The sequence below is a fragment of the Parasphingorhabdus sp. genome (genome assembly GCF_049667325.1).
In the GTDB taxonomy this organism is placed as follows: Bacteria; Pseudomonadota; Alphaproteobacteria; order Sphingomonadales; family Sphingomonadaceae; genus Parasphingorhabdus.
This window is the reverse complement of the sequence record NZ_JBATHY010000127.1, coordinates 1-9807: the sequence shown is the minus strand read 5'-3', so window position 1 is coordinate 9807 and position 9807 is coordinate 1. Positions and strand designations below refer to the sequence as shown.

Annotated in this window: 13 protein-coding genes; 6 read left to right on the top strand and 7 right to left on the bottom strand. The window is 55.9% G+C overall.

Features of this window, described 5'->3' with window-relative positions; genetic code table 11:
- Window positions 1-562, top strand: a 562-nt coding sequence (locus WBM93_RS06220) for a pilus assembly protein (RefSeq protein ID WP_424429623.1), incomplete at its 5' end; no start/stop codon positions are given.
- Window positions 563-601: 39 nt separating this feature from the next.
- Here WBM93_RS06220 and WBM93_RS06215 read toward each other — a convergent pair.
- The 4 genes from WBM93_RS06215 to eno all read right to left on the bottom strand — a co-directional run bounded on the left by WBM93_RS06215 (window position 602) and on the right by eno (window position 4880).
- Window positions 602-1990: a pyruvate dehydrogenase complex E1 component subunit beta gene (locus WBM93_RS06215; RefSeq protein WP_424429620.1), complete on the bottom strand. Its 1389-nt coding sequence runs from the start codon at window positions 1988-1990 to the stop codon at window positions 602-604.
- On the bottom strand, window positions 1990-3075 hold the full coding sequence (gene pdhA / locus WBM93_RS06210) for a pyruvate dehydrogenase (acetyl-transferring) E1 component subunit alpha (RefSeq protein ID WP_424429618.1): 1086 nt from the start codon (window positions 3073-3075) through the stop codon (window positions 1990-1992). The genes WBM93_RS06215 and pdhA overlap by 1 nt, the downstream gene beginning before the upstream one ends.
- Before the next feature lie 118 nt (window positions 3076-3193).
- On the bottom strand, window positions 3194-3505 hold the full coding sequence (locus tag WBM93_RS06205; RefSeq protein ID WP_424429615.1) for an FtsB family cell division protein: 312 nt from the start codon (window positions 3503-3505) through the stop codon (window positions 3194-3196).
- A gap of 100 nt (window positions 3506-3605) precedes the next feature.
- Window positions 3606-4880: a phosphopyruvate hydratase gene (gene eno / locus WBM93_RS06200; protein WP_424429612.1), complete on the bottom strand. Its 1275-nt coding sequence runs from the start codon at window positions 4878-4880 to the stop codon at window positions 3606-3608.
- 145 nt (window positions 4881-5025) lie between these two features.
- Here eno and WBM93_RS06195 point away from each other — a divergent pair, with 145 nt between their 5' ends.
- The 5 genes from WBM93_RS06195 to WBM93_RS06175 are packed head-to-tail and all read left to right on the top strand — an operon-like array spanning window position 5026 to window position 7152.
- Window positions 5026-5607, top strand: a complete 582-nt coding sequence (locus WBM93_RS06195; protein WP_424429610.1) for a hypothetical protein — start codon at window positions 5026-5028, stop codon at window positions 5605-5607.
- A 35-nt stretch (window positions 5608-5642) separates the two neighbouring features.
- A complete protein-coding gene (locus tag WBM93_RS06190; protein ID WP_424429607.1) occupies window positions 5643-6059 on the top strand; it encodes a phage holin family protein in 417 nt (138 codons plus the stop codon).
- Window positions 6056-6376 (top strand): hypothetical protein, encoded by a 321-nt coding sequence (locus WBM93_RS06185; protein ID WP_424429604.1) that lies wholly within the window; start codon window positions 6056-6058, stop codon window positions 6374-6376. Before WBM93_RS06190 ends, WBM93_RS06185 begins: the two co-directional genes overlap by 4 nt.
- 3 nt (window positions 6377-6379) lie before the next feature.
- Complete coding sequence (locus WBM93_RS06180) at window positions 6380-6919, top strand: hypothetical protein (RefSeq protein WP_424429601.1); 540 nt, start codon at window positions 6380-6382, stop codon at window positions 6917-6919.
- Window positions 6916-7152: a DUF4170 domain-containing protein gene (locus WBM93_RS06175; RefSeq protein WP_424429598.1), complete on the top strand. Its 237-nt coding sequence runs from the start codon at window positions 6916-6918 to the stop codon at window positions 7150-7152. The genes WBM93_RS06180 and WBM93_RS06175 overlap by 4 nt, the downstream gene beginning before the upstream one ends.
- Here the strand turns inward: WBM93_RS06175 and WBM93_RS06170 are convergent.
- From WBM93_RS06170 to carB, 3 genes are all read right to left on the bottom strand, one after another.
- The gene (locus WBM93_RS06170) at window positions 7149-7784 is read right to left on the bottom strand and encodes a rhomboid family intramembrane serine protease (protein ID WP_424429595.1); all 636 of its coding nucleotides are present in this window, start codon (window positions 7782-7784) and stop codon (window positions 7149-7151) included. The two genes, WBM93_RS06175 and WBM93_RS06170, sit on opposite strands and share 4 nt — an antisense overlap.
- An 11-nt stretch (window positions 7785-7795) precedes the next feature.
- Window positions 7796-8269, bottom strand: coding sequence for a transcription elongation factor GreA (gene greA, locus WBM93_RS06165; protein ID WP_424429592.1), 474 nt, complete (start codon window positions 8267-8269; stop codon window positions 7796-7798).
- 114 nt (window positions 8270-8383) lie between these two features.
- The coding region (gene carB / locus WBM93_RS06160) for a carbamoyl-phosphate synthase large subunit (protein ID WP_424429589.1) at window positions 8384-9807 on the bottom strand (1424 nt) is incomplete at its 5' end.

Genomic DNA, 9807 nt, shown 5'->3' with positions numbered 1-9807 from the left:
AACCGCCAATCTCGCGATTGCCCATCTGCAGGTCAGCCAGATCGCAATGCTGGTCGCCGATAACGCGTCGCGGGCACGGGAATCGATCGACGAAGCGGATATCCGCGAAATATTTACCGGCGCACATCTCACCGGCGACGCGATCGATTTCTCTCCCAACGCACGGATCATTCTCTCTAGCTTGGAAGATAATGGCAGATCAGGGTCCGACAAGGGCCAATGGATACGCTGGCAGCGCTGCTATGGCGGAAACACGAATTTCGTATCCACCCACGGCGATGAAGATGACGGAAAAACCGATTCCAGTCTGGCGGGTGGAATCGGGCCAACCGGGAAAAAAATATCAGCCGCCGGTTCAACCGCGATCAATTTTGCCGAAGTCGTATACGATTACAAACCGCTGGTTTCAGACCGTTTTTTTGGTGATACCGTCATTCGCTATGAAAGTGCGTTTGTCGCACGAGAACGCGACGACCATGCGATGAAAAACGCCAGTTCCATTCCGAGCGGCGAATTGTGGAAATGCAATGTCTACGCGACGATAGATAACCCGCCCAGCTAAGATCATTGGGCGGGCGGTTAGCCCGCACATGTTCCCAATCTAGCGATAACAGACTTTTTTCACCGCCGCGATGATCCGCGCGCTGTCGATCAGGGCCGCTTTCTCCAGATTGGCGGCATATGGCAACGGGACATCTTCGTTGGTCACCCGCATCACTGGGGCATCAAGATCGTCAAAGCCTTCTTCCATACAGACAGCGATAATCTCGCTCGCAATGGAGCAGGTTGGCCAACCTTCCTCGGCAACCACCATCCGGTTTGTTTTGGTTAGACTTTTCAGCACAGTCTCGGTGTCCAGCGGTCGCAACGTTCGCAGATCGATAACTTCGGCTTCAATCCCCTCGTCTGCCAGCTTATCAGCAGCTTCCAGCGCGAGACCGACACCAATCGAATAGCTGACTATCGTCACGTCGCTGCCTTCGCGCATGATCCGCGCCTTGCCGATCGGAAGCGTATAGTCGTCGATCTCCGGAACTTCGAAAGACCGCCCGTAGAGCAGTTCGTTTTCCAGGAACACAACTGGATCAGGGGACTGTATCGCTGCTTTCAAAAGTCCTTTGGCATCTGCGGCATCATAAGGCGCTATCACGATCAGGCCGGGTACCGAAGCGTACCACGGAGCATAATTCTGACTATGCTGCGCACCGACCCGCGAGGCCGCTCCATTGGGGCCGCGAAAAACAATCGGGCAACGCATCTGGCCGCCAGACATATAATTGGTCTTGGCCGCCGAGTTGATAATGTGATCGATCGCCTGCATGGCAAAGTTGAAGGTCATGAATTCCACTACCGGTTTCAATCCACCCATCGCCGCACCGGCACCAATACCGGCAAAACCATGTTCGGTAATCGGCGTATCAATCACCCGTTTTGGACCAAATTCGTCGAGCAAGCCTTGGGTAACCTTGTAAGCGCCTTGATATTCGGCGACTTCTTCGCCCATCACAAAGACCGTTTCATCCTTGCGCATTTCCTCTGCCATCGCGTCGCGCAGGGCTTCTCGAACCGAGAGCGATACCATCTCGGTACCGGCAGGCACCGACGGATCTTCGGCTCGTGAAATCTGAGCTGGTGGAGCAGTTTCCATGATTTCAGGTTTCGTTTCTTCCGCCAATTCAGATTTGCTGTCTTCCTTCGACACGCTAACCGGTTTCGGTTTCGCTTCAGCTTCAGCGCCGGACTCTTCGTCCTCTCCTGCCATTTCAGCAATCACGGTTCCGACCGCGACTTCGTCGGTTCCTGCTGCAATCAGAATTTTCGTGATCACGCCTTCGTCAATCGCTTCAAATTCCATCGTCGCCTTGTCGGTTTCGATTTCGGCGAGAATATCTCCGGAGCTGACTTCGTCGCCTTCCTTGACGAACCATTTGGCCAGGGTTCCTTCTTCCATGGTCGGTGAAAGGGCGGGCATTTTGAGTTGGATCGCCATCAATATTGCTCCACCAGCACGTCGGTATAAAGTTCGGGCAGCGCCGGTTCCGGAGATTCCTCGGCAAAGTCGGCTGATTCCATCACCGTTTTGCGGATCTTTTTGTCCAGCGCCTTCAATTCCTCTTCCTTCACACCTTTTTTCAACAAGGCCGCTTTCAGACGTTCGATAGGATCGGATTTCTCGCGGACACCCTGGACCTCGTCACGGCTGCGATATTTGGCTGGATCGGACATCGAATGGCCGCGGTAGCGATAGGTCTTGAGTTCCATCAACACCGGACCGCCACCGCTGCGCACGTCCTTCAAAACTTCTTCCACCGCACCGCGAACCGCCAGAACATCCATCCCGTCCACTTGCACCCCGGGAATGCGAAAGCTTTCCCCGCGCCGATAAAGCTGATCTTCGGCTGAAGACCGGTTGACGCTGGTTCCCATCGCATATTGGTTATTTTCGATCACAAATATCACCGGCAGCTGCCAGAGTTCGGCCATGTTGAAGCTTTCGTAAACCTGCCCCTGATTGGAAGCACCGTCGCCGAAATATGCCAGACACACACCACCGTCTTCCTTATATTTGTGGGCGAATGCCAGCCCGGTGCCGAGCGAGACTTGCGCGCCGACAATTCCGTGGCCGCCATAAAAACCATGCTCGACGGAGAACATGTGCATCGAACCGCCTTTGCCTTTCGAAATGCCGGAGGCACGGCCAGTAAGCTCGGCCATCACGATATTCGGGTCAATTCCGCAGGCCAGCATGTGTCCGTGGTCACGGTAGCCGGTGATAACGCTGTCCTTGCCCGGATTGATCGCGGATTGCAGACCGGTCACGACCGCTTCCTGACCGATATAAAGATGACAGAAGCCACCGATCAGGCCGAGACCATATAGCTGTCCCGCCTTTTCCTCGAACCGCCGGATGAGCAGCATTTGTTCGTAGAAATCCAGCATCTCCGCCTTTGTTGCATTGTAGATAGGCGCCTTCAATCCACCTGTGGAGCGCACAACAGGCCCTGCCTTGGCTTTGGCGCTCTTTGGCGTAGCGGGTTTTTTAACTGAAGGTGATTTCCGGGGAGCTTTTGCCACGCGAGCGGGATCCTTTTTCTGACGAACGGATAGCATAGCCAAAACTGCCGCGTTACCCAAGTACTTAGACTCGCCGACCGGTTAAATAATTGGTATGACAGATTGAAACAGCCAAACGCTATTTCAATGGGACGATAATCTCGTCAGGATGCACCACATTTAATTTCTTGCGCATCAGTTCACTGATCAAATCCGGATCAGCGCCACGCGGATCAAGCAACTGCACCCGGTTGCCCAAAGCATCGCGTTCGGCTTCCAGTTTGGCCAGTTCGATTCCCCGGGTTTCCAGCTTTGCCTGATACTCACCCCAAGCCAAGACCCCGGTCGGCCCGATCACTGCATAGCCGGCGATGGCAAGAAGAGTCACGAGCGCGAACCCCGGCCCGAGAGCCGCTCTTATCAAACCGGTAATTTTTTCGCGTTGCGCCATATATGACCTTGAATCAGAAAAGTGATTCGCTGGCAAGAGGGTTAATAACTATTTTGCAAGAACAGCGTTCAACCGCCTTGAAAAAACGAGGAATCATCGATCAGTTAAAAATGGAACGGCCTGCGTAACGGGCAACATTTCCCAACTCTTCCTCGATCCGGATCAACTGGTTATATTTGGCCAGCCGGTCGGACCGCGCCAGACTTCCGGTCTTGATCTGACCACAATTTGTCGCAACTGCCAGATCGGCGATCGTGGAATCTTCAGTCTCTCCGGACCGGTGCGACATTACCGCCGTATAAGATGCGTTTTGCGCCATCCGCACCGCCGCCAGCGTTTCCGAAAGGGTTCCGATCTGGTTGACCTTCACCAGCAGCGAATTGGCAAGACCGTCGGCGATGCCCATCGACAGACGCTCCGGATTGGTGACGAACAGATCGTCGCCGACCAATTGCACCGTGTCTCCAACCGCATCGGTGATCAGTTTCCAGCCTTCAAAGTCATCCTCCGACATCCCGTCTTCGATCGACTGGATCGGATAGTCCCTGCAAAGAGCGGCCAGATAGTCAGACATTTCGGCCGGGCTGAGCACCTTGCCCTCGCCGGAAATATGATATTTGCCATCCTTGAAAAACTCCGTCGCCGCGCAATCCAGCGCGAGCACCACTTCGTCGCCGATTTTGAACCCGGCTTTTTCAACCGACGCCATGATAAAATCGAGCGCTTCCCGGGTCGACCCGAGATTTGGCGCGAAGCCACCTTCGTCACCAACCGCCGTGGCCAGACCTTTTTCGGAAAGGCCTTTTTTCAGCGTATGAAAAATTTCCGAGCCCCAGCGAACCGCTTCCGATAAGCTGTCCGCACCGACCGGCATCACCATGAATTCCTGAAAATCGATCGGGTTGTCGGCATGCTCGCCGCCATTGATGATATTCATCATCGGCACCGGCAGGACATGAGCCGAAACGCCGCCGACATAGCGGTAGAGCGGCAGGCCGCGAGCATCCGCAGCAGCCTTCGCAACCGCCAGACTTACCCCCAGTATCGCGTTAGCACCCAGTCTGGCCTTGTTGTCTGTACCATCGAGCGCGATCATCACCGCATCCACTTCTTCCTGGTCTTCGGCATCCAGATCGGTCAGCGCTTCCTTGATCTCGCCATTGACCGCGGCAATCGCCTTGAGAACGCCCTTGCCGAGATATTTGCTCTTGTCGCCATCGCGCAATTCAACCGCTTCATAAGCGCCGGTTGAAGCACCCGAAGGAACGGCGGCGCGACCGAAGCTGCCATCTTCAAGCAGGATATCCACCTCGACAGTCGGGTTGCCGCGACTATCCAGAATCTGGCGGGCATGAAGGTCGATTATTGCGGTCATGGGATGGCTCCGGGTGAAGTAAAACAATTGCCAAGCTCTTAAGGCCATGGCCGGCTTCTTGCAATCCATTGAACCGCTTTTATCCTTGCTTTGCCCCTTGATTCAAAAGCAAATGATCCCATTTCCTTGTCTAAGGGAACCGCAAATGGAACACTTTCTGTTCGCGGTGCGTTGGCAAGGGACAAACGAGGAAGGAATATTGATCATGGCAGAAGCCAAGAAAACTACCGGAAAGACAGCGACCAAAACAGCGGCGAAAAAACCCGCAGCTAAGAAAACCGCAGCTAAGAAAGACTCATCCGAAAAGCGCACGACAAAGGCGCGGAAAGCAGCTCCGCTAAAAGCCGGTGCCACCAGGGCGGCGGCAACAAAGGCAAACACGACCGGTGATTTCAAGGACCGCGCTTTGACCAAAGCCAAATCTGCGGCCACTCAGGGCAAGGAACGCACGGGCAATGCGATCGAAAATCTGAGCAAGATAATCGAGGATAGTGCAAAAACCATCGACGATAATGTTGGCGAAAAATATGGCAATTATGCCCGTTCGGCAGCAGACGCGGTCTCCTCCTTCGCCGAGAAGCTCAACGGCAAGGAAATCGATGATATGGTCGAGGACGCGCGCGGCTTTGTCCGGAAAAGCCCGGCAGTGGCCATCGGCGCAGCGGCCGTGGTCGGATTTTTGATATCTCGCCTGGTCAAATCAGGGATGGATGATAGCGACGCATGAGTGTAGCATGCCGCCACCATATCAACGGGTGACGGATGTTGCAGGACAAGGATATTCCGGTTTTGGATGACGAGCAACCGCCCGGCGAGGCAGCGAGCAACGGCGAGGACGAAGCAAGGGTCAAGTCCCTGGCGTCACAGGTGACCGACCTGATTGAAGACGTCCGTATTCTGGCCCGCGCCGAAGTGGAATATTTTCGCACCAAATTATCTGTCAATCTGGCAGCGACCAAGCGTATCTTGCTGTTGTTCACGGTTGCGGTCGTGGTTGGCATCATGGCTGTCATTGCTCTAATTCTGGGGCTACTGCTCGTTCTGTCGGACTATTTTGGTCCCCTTGCGGCGACCGGAATAGTGGCCGGCTCAGCGCTGTTGATTGCTTCTGTCACCATGGGCATGGCAATCAAGCGGGCACGACGACTGCCACTGGATGAAAATAGTTCGCGAGAATGATGATGGCGAGAAACAATGACGAGATATCTAGCCTGCGCAGCCTTGCGGCGCACCGGGATCAGGCGCGGGATAATCTGAAACAGGATACCGCGGCAACCCGCGAACGATTAAGACCGTCAAACCTGATGTCGGAAGCAAAAAACAAAGCCGCAAAACGCGTCCGCAAAATCGGGCAAGGCGCCATCGACGGGATCAGGGCCCACCCGGGCATCACCGCGACCGTTGCCGCAACCGCGACCCTGATCGCGATGCGCAAGCCGATTGCCAGACTTATCGCCAACCAACAGAAATCCGAGCCGGATCAAATCGAGGAATAGAATATGAGCAAACTGACCGACAATATCGACAAAGCCCGCGCAGCATCCCGTGAAGGGTTCGAAACGGCCAGGGAAATTGCCAGCGAAGGCTCCCTCGTTGCCCGCGAGAAAATGTCCGAAAGCAAAGCGCGTGCAGCAGCCTTGTTGGGCGAAGGCCGCGAGAAAGCCGCGGAGCGCGTCGCGGCAACCCGGGATGTAGCGAAAAAGGCTGTGGCCAGATCCGAAGAAACCATCACCAACAGTCCGCTGGCCATTGTCGCCGCCGGTGCTGCGTTGGGGGTTATTATTGGTGCGTTGCTGCCGAAAAGCAAAACCGAAGGTAAATATGTCAGCGGTGCGGGCCGCAAGATCAACGAAACCGCCAAGACTGCCTATCTGGCAGCCAAGGATGCAAGCCGCGACCAGATCAGCGAAATGGGCCTGAGCAACGACAATATGCGCGCCCAGTTTAAAGATTTGTTTGGCAAAGCGATCGACGCTGCTAAGACCGCCATGGCCGCAGCACAGGATGCGGTGAAAGATGATAATCAGGGCAAGAAATGAGCGAACCACGCAGCAAAATGCATCTGGTCATGGGCGGACGGGTCAAGGATCCGCGCGGACAGGAATTTGTAAATCTCGATCAGATGGATCTGGTCGGCGTCTATCCCGACTTTGACGAGGCCGAGGATGCCTGGCGCTCCAAGGCCCAGCAGACCGTCGACGATGCCGAGATGAAATATGTCGTCGTCCATTTGCACAAGCTGCTCGAGCCGGAGTTGCCGGAAGACGCTTAGGCGCTGCGAAAACGCCATTCCAGTAACGGCCTGGTGAGCACCAGACCAGCAACAAACCCGCCAATATGCGCAAAAATCGCGATGCCCTGGAGGTCGCCGCGGGTGGCAAGTCCGACCATCAACTGGATGCCGATCCACGCCAGCGTCAGCCAGATGATACGAACGACATGGCCGGGAATCGGGCCCACCGGATCGACCTTGTTACGCGCGTACAACAGCGCATAGGCTCCCAAAATCGCAGAAATAGCGCCGCTCGCGCCAACCATTGGAATCAGCGATTCGCTGTCGACGGCAAATTGCGCAATCGCCGCCGCATAAGCGCCCACCACATAGAGCACCGCCATCAATTGTGGCCCCATCGCCTGCTCGACAAAACGTCCGCAAAACAAAAGCATCAGCATGTTGAAGCTGAGATGCAACAGTCCGCTGTGCAAAAAGGCCGAAGACAACGGCGTCAGCCAGGCCGGCACCAGCCAGCCATAGGCGGACACATCGATAATCTCCCCGCTCAGCCGGATCGGAAACATGCCGCCGCGCAGCATCGCGTCCTGTTCCCAGCCAAAAAACCAGATCACGAGGAAGATCACGACATTGGCGATGATCAGTCCATTGGTCAGTTTTCCGGCCGGCATGTTCATCGGTTCTAGATAAACTCGATTTTTTCGAGCAGGAAATATTTGTCGCCGGACGGCACCGTCACTTCGATATCGTCGCCGACGCTGCGGCCGATCAAGGCCCGGCCGATTGGCGAATTATAGCTGATCTTGCCGGCCTTGGCATCGGCTTCGGCCTGACCGACCAGTTGATATTTTACTGCCTTGTCATTCTCGTCGCGCAAGGTCAGCGTCGAGCCGAATACTGCCTTGTCACCGGACAAGGTTTTGGGATCGATGACCTGAGCACGGGAAAGCTTGTCTTCTAGATCGCCGATGGTCGCCTCGACCTGGCCCTGCCGTTCCTTGGCCGCATGATATTCGGCATTTTCCGACAGATCGCCATGGGCGCGCGCGGTTTCGATCGCGTCGACGATGATCGGACGCTCCAGCTTAAGCGCCTTGAGTTCGGCTTCCATTTTTACATGGCCTTCGGCGAGCATTGGTACTTTTTCAACAGCCATTGGATTGGCCTTTCCTTACTGATACGCTGCCGATTTCTGCCGTGCAGCGTCAAAAACAGTTTTCCGGCGCCCCTCTTTCGAAGGGCACCCGCAGTGTGACAAAATGTCGGAAAATTACGTCTGCGAAGCCTTATAATAGGACTGTAGCGCGCGAACTTCAAGAGTCTGATCGCGCATCGCCTCAATCGCCTGCATCGCTGCATTGCTGGCAGTGGCGGTCGTATAGATCGGGATTTTGCCAACCAGGGCCGCCGCGCGAATCGATTTGGAGTCCTTGAGCGACTGCCAGCCTTCGGTTGTGTTGAAGATCAGGCTGACATCACCGTCCTTGATCCGGTCGACAATATGGGGGCGTCCCTCGGCAACCTTGTTGACTTTCTCGACCTTGATCCCCGTTTCGGCCAGATAGTCCGCGGTTCCTGACGTGGCGATCAGATGAAAACCGAGCTTCTCGGCGAGCCGGGCAGCCGGTTCGATGACCTTCTTGTCGGTTTCCTTGACCGAGATAAAGATCGTCCCGCTGTCCGGCAGGATGTTGCTGGCACCCAGTTGCGCCTTTGCAAAAGCAATCGGGAAGCTTTGGTCGATGCCCATGACTTCGCCGGTGGATTTCATTTCCGGCGACAGGATCGGGTCGACACCGGGGAAACGGTTGAACGGGAAGACCGCCTCCTTGACGGCGGTATAATCGATGTGCCGGTCAATCACGGGCAGTCCCTTGAGCATTTCTCCGGCCATCACCCGCGAGGCGATCTTGGCGATCGGGACGCCAATCGCCTTGGCGACAAACGGCACCGTCCGGCTGGCGCGGGGATTGACCTCGATCAGATAGACTTCATCATCCTTGACCGCGAACTGGATGTTCATCAGGCCGCGGACTTTCAGGCCGAAAGCCAAAGCCTCGGTCTGCCGTTCCATTTCGGCGATGATCTCGTCGCTCAAACTATAAGGCGGAATCGAGCAGGCGCTGTCGCCCGAGTGGACCCCGGCCTCCTCGATATGCTGGAGCAAGCCGCAGACAACCACTTGCTCGCCATCGCAAATCGCATCGACATCGACCTCGATCGCATCGCGCAAATATTGGTCGACCAGCACCGGACTGTCACCCGACACCTGCACCGCGGTATTGATATAATCTTCCAGCTGGGCCGGGCCGTCGACGATTTCCATTGCCCGGCCGCCGAGCACGAAGCTGGGCCGGAGCAAGACCGGATAGCCGATCCGTTCGGCGATTTTCAACGCTTCGTCGCGGGTCCGGGCCATGCCGTTTTCCGGCTGTTTCAGTTTCAGCTTGTGGACCAGCTTGGCAAAGCGCTCGCGGTCTTCGGCGAGGTCAATCGCATCCGGCGAGGTTCCGAGGATCGGAATCCCCGCGTCTTCCAGCGCCTGCGCCAGTTTGAGCGGCGTTTGGCCGCCAAATTGCACGACCACGCCGACCAGTTCGCCCGACTGCTGCTCGACGTGCAGGATTTCCAGCACGTCTTCGGCGGTCAGCGGCTCGAAATAGAGCCGGTCGGATGTATCATAATCGGTCGACA

What these genes read in the sequence shown, in the direction of transcription:
- WBM93_RS06175 (WP_424429598.1), top strand. Translation starts at nt 6,916, where the DNA reads ATGAGCGAACCACGCAGCAAAATGCATCTGGTCATGGGCGGACGGGTC.
- greA (WP_424429592.1), bottom strand. Translation starts at nt 8,269, where the DNA reads ATGGCTGTTGAAAAAGTACCAATGCTCGCCGAAGGCCATGTAAAAATG.
- WBM93_RS06215 (WP_424429620.1), bottom strand. Translation starts at nt 1,990, where the DNA reads ATGGCGATCCAACTCAAAATGCCCGCCCTTTCACCGACCATGGAAGAA.
- WBM93_RS06185 (WP_424429604.1), top strand. Translation starts at nt 6,056, where the DNA reads ATGATGATGGCGAGAAACAATGACGAGATATCTAGCCTGCGCAGCCTT.
- WBM93_RS06195 (WP_424429610.1), top strand. Translation starts at nt 5,026, where the DNA reads ATGGAACACTTTCTGTTCGCGGTGCGTTGGCAAGGGACAAACGAGGAA.
- WBM93_RS06190 (WP_424429607.1), top strand. Translation starts at nt 5,643, where the DNA reads ATGTTGCAGGACAAGGATATTCCGGTTTTGGATGACGAGCAACCGCCC.
- WBM93_RS06180 (WP_424429601.1), top strand. Translation starts at nt 6,380, where the DNA reads ATGAGCAAACTGACCGACAATATCGACAAAGCCCGCGCAGCATCCCGT.
- eno (WP_424429612.1), bottom strand. Translation starts at nt 4,880, where the DNA reads ATGACCGCAATAATCGACCTTCATGCCCGCCAGATTCTGGATAGTCGC.
- WBM93_RS06170 (WP_424429595.1), bottom strand. Translation starts at nt 7,784, where the DNA reads ATGCCGGCCGGAAAACTGACCAATGGACTGATCATCGCCAATGTCGTG.
- WBM93_RS06205 (WP_424429615.1), bottom strand. Translation starts at nt 3,505, where the DNA reads ATGGCGCAACGCGAAAAAATTACCGGTTTGATAAGAGCGGCTCTCGGG.